The following is a 15,881-nucleotide window of genomic DNA, read 5'->3' as shown; positions in this document are numbered from 1 at the left end:
TATCCAGACTACTTTTATCTAACTAATAATATAGATCCAAGTTTTATGGATTTCGTATTATATTTCAAAATATTAAAACTATATTTAACACTTAGCTTTAATAACCTTTTGAATTCATCTTCTGCCAATTCCAACTATCCGCCAACATATCTTCTAAGCCAAATTTTGGTTGCCAACCCAGCTCAGCAACGGCACGTGCATTATCGGCGAATAATGTTGCCACATCCCCTGCACGACGCGGTGCAAACTCAAATGGAATCTCAATACCATTGACTTTTTCATAGGTATTTTTAATTTCTAGCACTGAACAGCCATTGCCTGTGCCAATTTCCAAGCACGGCAACCTTGTGCATTTAAGCGATTTTCCAAGGCACATAAATGGGCATTGGCCAAATCCACCACATGGATATAATCACGCACCCCAGTACCATCAACGGTGTCGTAATTATTACCAAAAATCGACAATTTTTCACGACGACCCACAGCCACTTGGGTCACATAAGGCATTAAGTTGTTTGGAATGCCTTGTGGATCTTCACCAATTTGACCACTTTTGTGCGCACCGACAGGGTTGAAATAACGCAATAAAGCAATCGACCAACATGCATCTGCTTGCGCGAGTTTCTGCAATAACTGCTCAACAATCAGTTTGGTATAGCCATAGTTATTGCTTGGCATGCCTGTCGGCATCTCTTCATTGAGTGGAGAGACGTTGGCTTCATCATAAACCGTTGCAGAAGAGCTAAAAACCAAATTAAATACGTTAGCACGCTCCATCGCTTTGACTAAGCTAATCGAGCCTGAAATGTTATTTTCAAAATATTTGAGTGGAATTTGCTGACTTTCACCTACCGCTTTTAAGCCTGCGAAATGAATCACCGCATCAATTTGATGATCTTGAAAAATTTGATCCAAAATCGCTTGATCAAGAATATCACCTTCGACAAAGTCTAAAGATTTTGCAGTGAGTTGCTGTACACGATTTAAGGATTCTTGGGAACTATTGGATAAGTTATCCAATACAACAACCTCATGTCCTGCATTAAGGAGTTCCACACAGGTATGCGAACCAATATACCCTGCACCACCCGTCACTAAAACTTTAGACATTGTCTTTTCCCATTAATATCTGAATTAAACCTTGTGTCGACGCATCAAGCTTAGACACATCTGTTTGTTCACCACTTAAAATCGGCAAAAGTTGATTGGCAATCTCTTTACCTTTTTCAACGCCCCACTGATCAAATGGGTTGATATTCCAAAGCACCGATTGTACAAAGACTTTGTGCTCATACATCGCAATCAGCATGCCCAAACTATAAGGGTTCAACTCTTGCATTAAAATGGTGGTGCTCGGTTGATTGCCTGCATATTGTTTATATTCAGGTAAATCTGCAACTTCATGTTGCTCCAATACTTGATTACCAAAAGCAAGTAAGCGAGACTGTGCCAAACAATTTGATAATGCCAAATGATGTTGTTCGATTAACGCATCTGCATTGTCGATATAGGTAAATTGTTGCCCGTTATAACGCTTAACTGGTGCAATAAAATCACAACTGACGGACTGCGTCCCTTGATGCAATAGCTGATAAAAGGCATGCTGGGCATTGGGCCCTACTTCGCCCCACACAATCGGACAGGTGTCTAAATCGACTTTCTTGCCGTCTCTTTGAATCGATTTACCATTCGATTCCATTTCTAATTGTTGCAGATAAGAGGCAAAATATTTTAAACGGCCGTCATAAGGCAATACCGCATGGGTTTGAATATCTAAGAAATTCGTGTTCCAAGCACCGAGTAAACCCATCAGTACAGGCAGATTTTCAGCAAAAGGTGCTGTTTGAAAATGCTGATCTATGGCATACGCCCCTGCCAACAATTGCTTAAAGCCGTCCACACCCACGGTTAAGGCAATCGGCAAACCAATACAGGACCATAAAGAGTAACGACCACCGACCCAATCCCAAAGGCGCAGTTGATTTTCAGGTGCAATTCCCCAAGCGGTCATTTTTTCAGGTTTGGTCGAAACCCCAATAAAATGGTGTTTTAAAATTTGCGCTTCCTGACCTAAAGCTTTTTCCAACCATAGACGCACGGTTTGTGCATTGGATAAGGTATCAATCGTCCCAAACGATTTTGATGAAATAATAAAAAGTGTCGTTTCCGGACGGAGCTTATGCAATAAATCTGAAAGCTGACTGCCATCCATTGTGGATACAAAATGCACATTGAGTGGCTTTTCAGTGATTTTCTTAAAATCAGACAGTGCATGACTGACCATGAGTGGCCCTAAGTCCGATCCACCTACACCAATGTTGACCACATCTTGAATCACTTCACCGGTGGCACCACGGTATTGACCTGCATGAATTTTATTGACCAAGGCATACATTCGATCCAGTTGCACATGCACTTGCTTTGCCAATTCAGGATGAGACTGATCATGTTTCGGTAAGCGTAGCGCCCAATGCATGGCCGCGCGGTTTTCCGTATAGTTGATCTGTTCTGTAGAGAATAAACGTTTGATCCAAGGCGTGAGCTCTTGTGCATTTGCCCATGCGACCAAACGACTTAAAACCTCTGCATGAATACGATGTTTACTAAAATCAAATACTATCGGTGAAACAGCCACAGAAAATTTTTCAAAGCGTGTGACATCTTTGGCAAATAACTCAGTTAGATGTAAGTGCTCAAATTCAGCTTTCAATGTGTTTAATTGTTGTATGACTGTCGCACGATCTTCAACAGCATAAGGTTTTGCATGACTGCTCATTAGCGACCTACCCCCATATAAGCAAATCCTTGCGCTTTCACATAACTTGGATCATAAATATTTCGCCCATCCAAAATCAGTGGATGGTGCATGGTTTTTAATAATTCAGGATAATCAGGACTCCAATATTGTTTCCACGCAGTCAGCAAACACAGTGCATGTGCATCCTTGACTGCATCATATTGGTCTGTGCAGTAGATTAAATCGGTACGATGCCCGTAGATTTTTTCAATTTCAGGCAAAGCTTGAGGATCATGTAACTTTACCGTGACCCCTTGTGCCCAAAGCGCTTTTAACATGACATGAATCGGAGATTGCTGAATACGCGCGGTATTTTCTTTAAATGCGGCACCCCAAATGGCCACTGTTTTCCCGTTTAAATCCCCATGGAAATAATTCCACAATTTGCGGAATAAAATTTCTTTTTGTTGTTCATTAATATCCCAAACTTGTGCCAGTAGTTGGCTCTTTGCACCCGCACCTGACACGGTTTGAGTTAGTGTCAAAATATCATGTGAAAAGTTCTCCCCACCAAAACCTGCACCTGGATATAAATACGATGCGCCAATACGACTATCCGCTGCTATGCCTTGACGCACTTGTTCAATATCAATACCTAATTTCTCAGCAACCACTGCCAAGTCATTAATATAACTAATACGTGTCGCCAACATGCCAGAAATACTCAACTTGGTAAATTCCGCATCCAATACAGGCATAAATAGATATTGCTGTGTCCGTGGGAATAATGGTCTCAGTAGCTCTTTAATTTTGGTTTGTGCGCGTTCAGATGAAGTGCCGACGATGAGCTGTTTGGTCTGAGTCAAGCTAGTTAAAGCGTTACCTTCTTGGATAATATCAGGCAGATAAACCCAATCATCTTCCGATAAAATACGTACAAATTTTTCAGTACCATGCAATCCTAAAGTTGAAGCATTCATCATCAGTTTAGGATGAATTATTGGTCGAGATTTTAATTCTTTTAAGATCTCTATTGCTTGAATCTCTTCAGTGGGATTAAAACTAAAAAAATAAGCATCGATATCTAAAGGAATATGGGAAAAGTTGCAGTATTTTAAAAAACCATTGGCTTGCTGTTGCTCAAGCAAACGCTTAACCGCTTCATCTTGGCTATAGGCCTGCTCTGACGCTGTTTTTTTTAAGACATCACACCAAAAGACCTGATGACCACTTTCAGCCATTAACCCTGCAAAAACACCTGCATACAGAGTCTGTCCAAATACTGCAACTTTCATATCTGTCTCTTTTATAGTTTTAGGTCTTTGATCAGTTCCTTAAATTCCTGACCTAATTTTGGATGATCTACTCCATAATGCAGCACTGCTTTTAAATATCCTAACTTACTACCACAATCAAAAGTTTGACCTTTCATACGATAGGCTTCAACCGTATCTGTTTGTTGTAGCATTGCAATCGCATCGGTCAGTTGGATTTCATTGCCCGCACCCTTTGGAGTTTGCTCAAGTAATTGCATAATTTTCGCAGGCAAAATATAACGACCAACCACAGAAAGATTTGATGGTGCAGTACCAACCACTGGCTTTTCTACAATGCCTTGCATTTGGATGCTTTGACCTTCTGCAGGTGTAGATGCAACATCGACAATCCCATATTGATCAACCATATGATCAGGCACAGCTTCGACCATAATTTGTGATGCTTGAGTCTCATCAAAGCGTTGAATCATCAAACTTAAATCATTGCGTTCTGATGAGTCTTTAACAAGAACATCCGGTAAAAGAACTGCAAAATCATCTTCACCTACAACCGCTTTTGCACAGAGTACAGCATGACCTAAACCTAATGGTTGCGGTTGGCGTACACTAATCACGCTCACATGAGACGGTAAAATTTCGGTAATTTCTTTGAGTAAATCAAATTTCTTCTTCGATTCTAAAGTCGTTTCCAACTCAAAGTTACGATCAAAATAGTTTTCAATCGAAGCTTTGGAAGAATGTGTCACTAAAATAATTTGTTCAATACCCGCAGCAACGGCCTCACGCACCACATACGCAATGGCAGGACGATCAACAACAGTGACCATTTCTTTTGGGATAGACTTACTTGCAGGTAAAAAACGGGTACCTAGACCTGCAACAGGGAGAATGGCTTTTTTGATCATATAATGTACACTAATAAATTAAATTTTACTTGGAACCAGTTTTGATATTTGAAGAGTCTTGACTTGAAAAACGAGCAGCGCCTACCTCTTGATCTGGCGCATTAATTCCCTCTTTAGTGAGCATGACCTTAATCGTTTTAAACATAATTTTAAAATCAAGCCAAAGAGATTGAGTTTCTACATATTGAACATCTAGTTCAAATTTTTCTTCCCAAGAAAGATTGTTACGTCCACTCACCTGCGCTAAACCTGTCATTCCAGGCTTTACTTCATGTCGACGCATTTGTTCAGGCGTATAATGGTCTAAAAATTCTTTCATTTGAGGTCGTGGCCCCACAATACTCATGTCGCCCTTCAACACATTAATAAGTTGAGGCATTTCATCTAAGCTTGTGGAACGCAGCTTATGTCCAAAAGGTGTGATCCGTTTTGCATCTGGGAGAAGATTACCATTTTTATCAACAGCATCTTTCATAGAGCGAAATTTAATCATCCTAAAAATCTTTGCATCTTTCCCTGGTCGATCCTGATAGAAAAAAATTGGAGAACCTAAATGCTTTTTAACTTTATAGCAAACCAAAAGAAATATCGGTGATAGTATTATTAAAGCAACGATGGCAATAAGAATATCAATTAAGCGTTTCATTTTTCACCTTTTAAAGAATATTTTCTACGAAGTATGTAAAAAATATTCTTTTGATTAACTGGTCACTATTAAAAATTAAACTTTATAAAATTCTCTGTACCATTTTACGAAGTTACTAACACCTACTTCTACAGAAGTATTGGGCGTATAACCCACTTGCTTAATAAGTTCAGAACTATCTGCAAAAGTGTCAGGTACATCACCAGGTTGTAATGGTAATAACTCCATATCTGCTTTTAAATTTAATGCTTTTTCAATTGCATTAATATATGCAATTAATTTTACTGGTTTGTTATTACCAATGTTAAAGATACGATAAGGTGCATTACTTGTATGAGGATTTGGTCTATCACCGTTCCACGTAGCATCAGGTTGAGCTATTTGATCACTGGAGCGAATAACTCCCTCTACAATATCATCGATATAAGTGAAATCACGAGAATGATTACCATGATTAAAAACTGGGATAGGCTTTCCTTCTAAGATATTTTTGGTAAACTTAAAAAGTGCCATATCGGGGCGCCCCCATGGACCATAGACAGTGAAAAAACGCAATCCTGTAGTTGGTAAATTAAATAAATGACTATAGCTATGAGCTATGAGTTCATTAGCTCGTTTAGTTGCCGCATAGAACTGCAATGGATGGTCAACTCCATGGCGCTCCTGAAAAGGCATTTTAGTATTTCCACCATATACGCTACTCGTGCTAGCATAAGTTAAGTGAGGGGTTTGATTATATCGACATGCCTCAATAATATTAGTAAAACCTACAATATTACTTTCTACATAACTATGTGGATTTTCCAAGGAATATCTCACACCTGCTTGAGCAGCCAGATGAATAACTCTGTCAAATTTATGTTTTTCAAATATATCATTAATTATTTTTTGGTCAGCAATATTATTTTTATAAAATATAAATTTTCTTTTTAATTTTCCAGAAAAATCAATCAAATTCTTGACGCGTGCATCTTTCAAATTAGTATCATAGTAATCATTTATATTATCGATACCAACAACTTCATCACCTCGCTCAAGTAGTTTCTTTGAGACATGAAACCCAATAAAACCTGCTGCACCAGTAACTAAAACTTTCATAAACGTAGACTCAGATTACATTCAAATTGACATATGAGAAAGCATGGACTCATTAACCTTATGTACATCAAACTTTTGCTCAGCTAATTTTCTAGAGTAAGTAGACATTTCTTGGATTAACAAAGGATTCTTAATTAGTGTTTCCATAGCATTAATAAGTGAATTAACACTTTTGACTTCAACTAATAGACCATTTTTCCAATTTTCAACAGTTTCTCGACATCCAACATTATCAGTAGTAATAATAGCTTTCCCCATTGACATTGCTTCTAAGATAGATCTAGGGATGCCTTCTCTATAATAAGATGGTAACACAAATATATTCGCTTGTTGTAATGCTGGACGAACATCACTTAATCTTCCCCAGCAATGGATGAAATCACTATTTTCCCATTCACTAAGTTCATCTTTTGTAATAGAAGCAGGATTTTGATCTATATCCCCTACTAGATGAAATTCTGCAAATGGATATTTCTCCTTAAGAAATTTTGCTGCCTCTACATACTCTATTACCCCCTTATACTTCAGCAATCTTGCAACCATGACGAAACTTTGAGCAGGCTTACCTTCTATCCCTATCTTTATATCTTCATATTCAAATTTTTTTAAGTCAATTCCTGAACCATTTACAATCACACCTTTGTTTACATCCTTTAAAATATTGAAATGGTTTAAAAGATTTAAATCATCTTTATTTTGAAAAAAGACACAATCACACTTATCTAAGGAAAATCTATATAATTTTTTTAAAATCAGGGAAACAATGGATTTATTTGCCTTTTCACCCTCTTGAAAGCTATTTCCAAGCCCACAAATGAGAGAATAAATTCTTGATATACCACATAAATAAGCCGCTATAGTTCCATAAATCACAGGTTTAATAGTATAATTAAAAACTATATCAGGATTAATTTTTTTTAGTTTCCCATAAATACTCACTATAGTTTTAAAATCATTAATTGGGCTTGTTCCTGCTCTATCCATATAAATAGAATGCACTATAAACCCATTATTTTCTAATTGTTGAACAATGTTAGGATGCTCTTCCAAATTTGGTGCGAGAATATAAACTTCATATCCTTTACACTTGATAGACTTAATTAAATCCAATCTAAAATTAATAACTGTAAAAATATCATTAGATATAATAGCAAATCTCAAAATCAACTCCTTTGTGTGCTTTTTACATAAATTAATGATAGAAAAATCCAAATTAAAGGATAAGTAAACTTTAATTTTGACAATAATACCAATATAACCAAAATCAATAAATCAATTTTTCTGGAAAAAATAATCGGAATAACAAAGTAAATAAAAATAAAAATAAGTCCAAAGACTCCAAACCCATAAAGCAACCAAACAAACAAAGATAAATCATTTAAAACTATAAAATCTTTAGAGGCTAAAGAGTTATTATAAAAACCCCCAAAAATTAATCCATTGCTAGAACCATAATAATCCGATAGAATATTTTGAATAGAAGAAGCTCTATCTTCAAAACCAGAATTACTAGATGTGAGTCTTTGCTCTATAAATGGGTATATGTACAAAATTAGTGGAGAAAAAATTAAAGATAATATGACCATACTTTTCAAATTAAAAGATGAAACCATATAAAACAAAACTAAACCAAAAACAAAAACAAAACCATACAAACTCATACTGAGCATAATTGTTATTAAAGAAAATAATATTATAATATTAATTTTCTTCTCAATAACAAAAAGACATGAAATCAAAACCATCATAACCGTAGAATAAGTTCCAGGTTCATTAAATAACCCAGTAAATCTTGGAATCACAATCCCGCCAAAATTAATTGCCTTTTCAGAAATATATCTCTGATGCTCACCTGTTATTGGGAACAGTAAGTCAATATAATCTTTTGTTACAAACCAATATAATGCCTGAAAAGTATATACAAGAGTATGAAAAAGCACCACAAATAATATAGATTTATATATCTTATCTAAATTTAACCTAAGATCAACCAAAAAGAAAAACATAAAAATTAAACAAAAAATAATACCAATAATTGTTTTAGCTTGATCCAAAGGATAAATTATTAAAATAAGAGCCAAAAAAGACAAAGATGATATTATGTATATATAATCAATTTTTAATACAACCGAATTATTAATACAATTTTTAAATATAAAAAACAACGCACCCAAATAACAGAATAAAGAGACTCCGACACTATAAAAATAATAACTTTGCAAACTTATAAAAAAAATAAAAATAATAAAAGAAAAATTAATTTCTCGAAATTTTAAAGAAAAAATATTCACTTATTCAACCCATTCCGAATTGTAAAAACTGACTATTTCATCAATACTGAATTTTGATTTTACAAATTCACTATTTTTATTTTTTTTAATTTCCCACGCTTTACAATCATCAAACTCAAGCAAAGCACACTTCATAGCATTAAATAATGCCTGACTAGAACTAGGTGGTATTATCCACCCACATTTGTCAACTATAAGCTTCGAATCACCCACATCCGTTACTATACATGGCGTACCACATGCCATGGCCTCAGCTACTACATTTGGGAACCCCTCTCCAGCGTAGGAACTCAGAACATGAATATCAAGCCCATTCATAACACGGTTAATGTCATTTCTTGGACCTAATAATATAACATCTTCAACTAAATCTAATTTATTTATTAAATTTACTAATACCTTATTCTCTTGATTTATACCATCACCAACCAAAATTAATTTAATATTCCCTTTAACTTTATCTTTGGAGAAGGCTTCAAATGCTTCAAGTAAGTTTTTATGATCTTTCTGAGGATTAAATCTTGCCACCATACCTATTAAAAAAACATTACTATCGACACCTATCTCTTGTCTAAACTTATTTCGATAATCTTGATCAATATTAAATTGACTAAAGTCATATCCATTAGGAATAACTTTCATAATATTAGATTTGTAACCTAAATTACTATGTACCTCCAAAGCAGAGTAAGCACAACAAATAATCTTATTAGGAATAATGTAACTTAGATAAGCATTTAATTTGGCTATTAGTACCGTTGACTTTCTAGTGTGTCCAGAATCTATAGTACTGTGACGGATATTCCAATAAATTTTCTTTACACCTGCTATTCTAGCAACTATCCCCCCTATTAGATCAGCATGATACATCCAAGTTTGTACAACATTGGGCTGTATTTCTTTTATTATTCTATACAAACTATAGAGACATAAGAGCATGCCTCTCTTTTTCATATTAATACAATACACTTTTATTTTTGAAGAAGATAATAAATTTCCATATTTACCCATATCAGTTAAAGAAATTACAATATGATGATTAGTAGTATCTTGAGTTACCAATCTATAAAGAACTCCTTCAGCCCCACCATTTTCTAATCCTGTAATAATATGGATAACTTTCATAGTTAGTTATAAACCTTTAATATGTTCAAATTCTTTATATACCAATTAATTGCATATGCAAAATTTAACTCTAAATTTTTACAGTTCTCTTCTTTGTGCCATCTGTCTTTTTTTTCAGTAAAAATATATCTGTATGGCGCATTCAACAAAGTATAAGGTCCGAAGTTAGTAGCTTGAAATTCAATCAGGTGACATCCTGATTCAGACTTAGCTATATCTAATGATAAAACTGGGTTAGGTAATTTTTTATGAATATCTAATGCAAATTCCAATACATCAATTGGTGCTTCTACAAATTCAAATAATCCACTACCACTTGCTCTAAAATCATTTTTTCTAACAGAACGCTTTAAAACAAAATATCTATCACCAAAAACTAAAACCTTATAATCACTATCTAAGTTAGGAATAAATTTTTGCTCTACAAAATTATTAAAGCCTTTAAATCTATAATCATAGATTTTATATTGATCCTTACTTAATTTAAGTTTACGTTGAGCTTTAATCAACTTCCTCTTTACATCATTACTAAAGTATTTTCTACGTATACTATTTAAGTCTCTATCATTTTTTACCAGATATACTCCATTGCTACCTGCTCCTGATATAGTTTTTAATACTTTAGGATATTCAAGATTTGAATCATCTATATCAAAAAAATAATGACCCACCAAGTTCCCTATATTTTTTTCGGACTTTATTAGCTCTTGTACTCCCTTATCCTCATACGCAAGTATAAGATCGTATGATGGAATAATATGGCATTTTTTATCTAGGAAGTAAGCAATACTTTTAATATATTTTCTCATGCTTTCATCTAGAGCACAATTTAGTATGACAACATCATGTTTATCAAACTTTATATCTAATATTTCATTAATACTCACAATGTAAACTGAATAATCAATACTATTCGCTATAGTTTGAGTATTTAAACTTTTCCAACTTTTATCTGAATTACCAAAATATCCATTTGGCCATGTAACTATATAAACTTTCACTTAGATACCTCTTTTATACAATGACTTTTCTGTGTAACGTATACACCGTTACAAATCATATCAACAATAAGTGCATTTGCACCAATCTTTGAATTATCACTTACAAAAACATCACCAATAATTTTTGCACCTGGCCCTATAAAAACGTTATTACCTATTTTAGGCGCTGTTATTTTTTTTGAACTAGTAAAATTTGAACCTATCGTAACTTGATGCATAATAATAACATTATCACCAATAATAGCTTTATCAGAAATAAATACACCATGTAATCCATGCTTAAAGCATACCCCTTTACCAATTTTGGCATTAAATGGAACAGAGCACCCATACAAAATTTGCATAAATTTATATAAAATTAAAATTAAGTAATAAATGGGCTTTGAAAAAAAACTAGCGTTAAATTTCAAGTATCTACCAATCCTATATAAACTAAGCACAAACTTTGTATCAAAAGAGTTTTCCCTATCTATCATATATGGCTTGCCTTTTTTTGTTTAAGATATAAAATATAAGATATTAAACCAAATAAAAATCTTGAAAAGAATATTACTAATATTACAACCCAAGCACCAAATTTAGGTGTTGCAACAAATGTTACTAAAGCAGCAAGACACGAAATAAAGATAACATACCTTGTCATCCTATACTCAATATTATATAAAGAGTTAAAGATTATTCCATATATTATATAAAAAACTGCAAAAACAATACTTAAACACAAAATTCGTGTATACAAAACAATATCTTCTAAATTTTTCTCAAATAAAAATTTTATTATTTCCGGAGAAAAAATATAAAAAATAAAAGTTGTAAACAAAGAAATTAAAATAACTGAATTAGAAAATTTAATAAATAACAATCTTTCTTTAACTAAAACTGGATAAAATACATTTGTTAGTATCCTAAAAATAGTTATTACTATTTCAACCATAGTTACACTTGCACTCACTATGCCAGCATACATACTATTTGTAACCATACCTAGATAAAAAATAGAAAAACTATTGTATAAATTTGGAATTAATTGATTTAAAAAAATATAAATGTCATCTTTTAAAACCGACACATATTCACAAAAATTCAATAATATAAATTCAACCCTATACCATAAAAAAATTATGGCCATATTAATTAGGTAAACAAAAAAAATTGATAAAAAATTTATAAAGCTTATCAAATATAAGGGCGATTTATCAGTTACGAATAAGTATATACCCACCATATATAAAACTTTAAAAAAACTATTTATTATAGCAATAATCTTAAAACTTTCAAAGCCCTGAAAAAACCATATAGGATTCAACCCATAAAAAACCCCATAAAGAAGAGAGAAAAAATAAACAAATTTTAATTCATATTCGATACCTAATACACACAACAATAGAGTCAATAAAATCAAACAAAATAAACCAATTATATGATTTGACACCAAATATTTACTAGAAATCAAACCTATATTCTTTTTATTTTCTTTAATACTACGAGATATCTCTCTTGTGCCAGTATAATTAAATCCATATTGAACAATTGTGGATACAAATAATGCCAACGATAGCGACATTGCAATAATGCCGTAATTTTCCATACCAATTCTAGCCACAAGAATCGGTATAATAATTAAGGGCATAAAAAGATCTATACCTTTTGCTAAAAACATATATATAAAATTTTTTATAGATGATATGTTATTTAACATCTTAATTCTCGTTTATTAACTTTCAATTTACTTATATCCTTCCACATATAAAGCTAAAATTTTATACAAACACACTTCACCTTCAGCAATACTACTATAACTGTTTAACTCCTGAAAAACCCTGCTTATATTACTAAATTCAATAAAATTTTCATAATTTTTAAATATACGAGGATGAGATGTTATATTTATTTTTTTTCCACTTATTAATAATTCTTCATATAACTTTTCACCCGGACGTAGACCCGTAAATTGAATCTCAATATCGCCAATGCCATTTTCATCAACGGGTTTAAAACCACTTAAGCGAATCATTTGTCGAGCTAAGTCAACAATCTTGACTGACTCCCCCATATCTAGCAAAAATACATCACCACCTGTGCCCATTGCACCCGCTTGAATCACGAGTTGTGCAGCCTCAGGAATGGTCATAAAATAACGTGTCACTTCAGGATGCGTCACCGTCACAGGCCCACCTTGGGCAATTTGCTTTTTAAAAAGTGGTACTACTGAACCCGATGAGCCCAGAACATTACCAAAGCGTACGATACTGATTTGGGTTTTCGGATTCGTTGATGCTAACCCCTGACAATACAACTCAGCCATACGTTTTGAAGCACCCATGACATTGGTCGGACGTACCGCTTTATCGGTCGAAATCAGTACAAAAGTTTCAACACTTTGTGCCACAGCAGCATCAACACTGCGCTGTGTACCAATCGAGGTGTTATAAATCCCTTCAAATGGATTGGCTTCAACCAGTGGCACATGCTTATAGGCCGCTGCGTGATAGACTGTTTGCACGCTATATTGTTGCAAAATACGTTCCAATTTAGCTTGATTGGTCACAGAACCTAAAACAGGAATCACCTGTACATCTGAAGTTTGCAATTCACGATCAATCGAATAAAGCGCAAATTCAGACATCTCAAACAGCACTAACATTTTAGGCTGATGTTTGACGATTTGACGACACAGCTCAGAGCCAATGGAGCCCCCTGCCCCGGTTACCATTACGACTTTATTTTTAATATTCTTTTCTAGTAACTCAGGCTTCGGCGGTACAGGATCACGACCGAGTAAATCAATAATATCCACTTCACGGATATCAGAGACTTTGACTTTGCCATCAACCAATTGTGTCACACCCGGCAACTCCATGATTTTGACATCAGTGGCTTCAAAGGATTCAATAATTTCCTTTTTACGTGCACGCCCTACCGATGGCATGGCAAGCAAGACTTCTTCGATACCAAATTTACCGAGTTTCTTTTGCGCTTTTTTGGGTGAATAAATCTTTAAGCCACTTAAAGATTGCCCTTTCAATGATTTTTTATCATCAATAAAACAGACTGGCAGATAATCATCGGAACGGTTTAATGCGGCCGCAATTTGCTGTCCTGCAAGCCCTGCCCCATAAATCGCCACACGTTTACGGGTTTGTTTTTTGGCAAAGGTTTTAAGGGTCGCATAACGAATCACTGCGCGACTCCACCACATGTAGGAAAACAGCATAAAGCCATACATGAGTGGAATACTCATTGGGATAAAGGCGATATCTAATTTTTTGATGGCATACAACGCCACAATTTGAATAAATGTTCCGATCGAAATCCGCAGTAAATAGTCTTCGTTAAATGAACGCACAATGGCACGGTAGATCCCGAGCAAAGCGAAAATCAGTACGCCTGAGATCGCAACATAAATATACCAAGCCTCAAGTCCTTGCATCACGGTGACATTTGGACGTGCCAAACGAATGGCATAAGCAAGCCACATCATCAATGGCAACATGCACATGTCCATAGTCACCAAAACCACTTGTTTTTGGCGACGCGGTAAAGATGCAATAGAATGAATAAAATATTTCATTGAGGCTCAGTGATATTAGCTGAAAAAGCACGCTGTGATTATACGCTGTTTTAGGCGTGAATCTTGGCAATCACGCTTTGAATCGCATCTACGGTTTTTTGCAGGCTGTGTTCAGATAAAGTTGGATGCACTAAGAACATGAGACTGCTTTCACCAAGCACTTGAGCATTGGATAAACGTGTTGCTGGGCGCCACGGTGTCTCATCAAAGGCTTTTTCTAAATACACTTCTGAGCATGAGCCACTAAAACATGGCACAGCTTGCGCACTGATTTCCGCCATGATGCGATCACGTGACCAGCCTTCAGGCAAAGCCTCAATATTGACTTGCACATAGCATTTATAACTTGCATGCACATAATCGGCTGATGGTTTATGGACAGTGAAATAAGGACTATGTTCAAATACGGCTTGGATGCGTGCCATATTGGCATGACGTTTTGCTGTCCATTCCGGCATTTCTTTCAGTTGCAAACGACCAATCACCGCTTGCATTTCCATCATGCGCCAGTTGGTGCCAAATGAGTCGTGTAACCAACGGAAACCCAGTGGATGTTGTTTGTTATAGACGCTATCAAAGTTTTTGCCGTGATCTTTGTACGACCACATTGCTTTCCAAAGACTTTCATCATTGGTGGTGACCATACCGCCTTCACCACCAGTGGTCATAATCTTGTCTTGGCAAAACGACCACGCGCCAATATGACCGATTGAACCTGCGGATTTACCCTTATACATCGCACCATGCGCTTGGGCGCAGTCTTCAATTACAAAGATGCCTTTTTCCTCAGCCAATTGCATGATTGGATCCATATCACACATCCAACCCGCCAAATGTACACAAATAATGGCCTTGGTATTCGGTGTAAGCACCGCTTCAATGGTACGGCGTGAAATGTTTTGTGAATCGAGTTCCACATCAGCAAAAATTGGATTAGCACCTGCGGTCACAATCGAGCTTGCTGAAGCTAAGAACGTCCGTGAAGTGACAATCACATCATCCCCTGCACCAATGCCGAGGGCTTTCAGGGCTAAATCCAGTGCCACTGTACCATTGGCTACCGCAACGGCATGTTGGGTTCCAACAAACTGTGCAAATTCCTTTTCAAATTCACGGCATTCCTGCCCTGTCCAATAATTAACTTTATTGGAGAGAAGGACGTTTGACACCGCATCGGCTTCTGCTTGGGTAAAGCTTGGCCAAGGCTCAAATGCACTGTTTAACATGGAA

At 35.3% G+C, this 15,881-nt stretch carries 13 protein-coding genes and 1 pseudogene; all 14 read right to left on the bottom strand.

What is annotated here, in order from left to right; all coding sequences use genetic code 11:
- Positions 1-97: 97 nt before the first annotated feature.
- Positions 98-1,110: pseudogene (gene galE / locus AC1M83_RS11030) on the bottom strand (UDP-glucose 4-epimerase GalE).
- Complete coding sequence (gene pgi / locus AC1M83_RS11025; protein WP_481590685.1) at positions 1,103-2,776, bottom strand: glucose-6-phosphate isomerase; 1,674 nt, start codon at positions 2,774-2,776, stop codon at positions 1,103-1,105. The pseudogene galE and the gene pgi overlap by 8 nt, the downstream one beginning before the upstream one ends.
- Entirely contained in the window at positions 2,776-4,032 is a 1,257-nt protein-coding gene (locus tag AC1M83_RS11020) for a nucleotide sugar dehydrogenase (RefSeq protein ID WP_481590684.1), read from the bottom strand. The genes pgi and AC1M83_RS11020 overlap by 1 nt, the downstream gene beginning before the upstream one ends.
- An 11-nt stretch (positions 4,033-4,043) precedes the next feature.
- Complete coding sequence (gene galU / locus AC1M83_RS11015; RefSeq protein ID WP_481590683.1) at positions 4,044-4,919, bottom strand: UTP--glucose-1-phosphate uridylyltransferase GalU; 876 nt, start codon at positions 4,917-4,919, stop codon at positions 4,044-4,046.
- A gap of 25 nt (positions 4,920-4,944) precedes the next feature.
- Positions 4,945-5,565, bottom strand: coding sequence for a sugar transferase (locus AC1M83_RS11010; protein WP_481590682.1), 621 nt, complete (start codon positions 5,563-5,565; stop codon positions 4,945-4,947).
- Positions 5,566-5,640: 75 nt separating this feature from the next.
- Positions 5,641-6,663, bottom strand: coding sequence for an NAD-dependent epimerase (locus tag AC1M83_RS11005; RefSeq protein ID WP_481590681.1), 1,023 nt, complete (start codon positions 6,661-6,663; stop codon positions 5,641-5,643).
- A gap of 21 nt (positions 6,664-6,684) precedes the next feature.
- Positions 6,685-7,824, bottom strand: a complete 1,140-nt coding sequence (locus AC1M83_RS11000) for a glycosyltransferase family 4 protein (protein ID WP_481590680.1) — start codon at positions 7,822-7,824, stop codon at positions 6,685-6,687.
- A 2-nt stretch (positions 7,825-7,826) separates the two neighbouring features.
- The gene (locus tag AC1M83_RS10995; RefSeq protein WP_481590679.1) at positions 7,827-8,954 is read right to left on the bottom strand and encodes a hypothetical protein; all 1,128 of its coding nucleotides are present in this window, start codon (positions 8,952-8,954) and stop codon (positions 7,827-7,829) included.
- The gene (locus AC1M83_RS10990) at positions 8,955-10,079 is read right to left on the bottom strand and encodes a glycosyltransferase family 4 protein (RefSeq protein ID WP_481590678.1); all 1,125 of its coding nucleotides are present in this window, start codon (positions 10,077-10,079) and stop codon (positions 8,955-8,957) included.
- 2 nt (positions 10,080-10,081) lie between these two features.
- Positions 10,082-11,080, bottom strand: coding sequence for an ATP-grasp domain-containing protein (locus AC1M83_RS10985; protein WP_481590677.1), 999 nt, complete (start codon positions 11,078-11,080; stop codon positions 10,082-10,084).
- Positions 11,077-11,556: a serine O-acetyltransferase gene (locus AC1M83_RS10980; RefSeq protein ID WP_481590676.1), complete on the bottom strand. Its 480-nt coding sequence runs from the start codon at positions 11,554-11,556 to the stop codon at positions 11,077-11,079. Before AC1M83_RS10980 ends, AC1M83_RS10985 begins: the two co-directional genes overlap by 4 nt.
- Entirely contained in the window at positions 11,553-12,779 is a 1,227-nt protein-coding gene (locus AC1M83_RS10975) for an oligosaccharide flippase family protein (RefSeq protein WP_481590675.1), read from the bottom strand. Before AC1M83_RS10975 ends, AC1M83_RS10980 begins: the two co-directional genes overlap by 4 nt.
- Positions 12,780-12,806: 27 nt before the next feature.
- Entirely contained in the window at positions 12,807-14,651 is a 1,845-nt protein-coding gene (locus tag AC1M83_RS10970) for a polysaccharide biosynthesis protein (protein WP_481590674.1), read from the bottom strand.
- 50 nt (positions 14,652-14,701) lie between these two features.
- Positions 14,702-15,877 (bottom strand): DegT/DnrJ/EryC1/StrS family aminotransferase, encoded by a 1,176-nt coding sequence (locus AC1M83_RS10965; protein WP_481590673.1) that lies wholly within the window; start codon positions 15,875-15,877, stop codon positions 14,702-14,704.
- Positions 15,878-15,881: the final 4 nt, after the last annotated feature.

The sequence above is a fragment of the Acinetobacter sp. 25-47-130 genome, assembly GCF_056779705.1.
The sequence above is the reverse complement of the archived record's forward strand: the minus strand, read 5'-3'. Positions and strand labels throughout refer to the sequence as shown.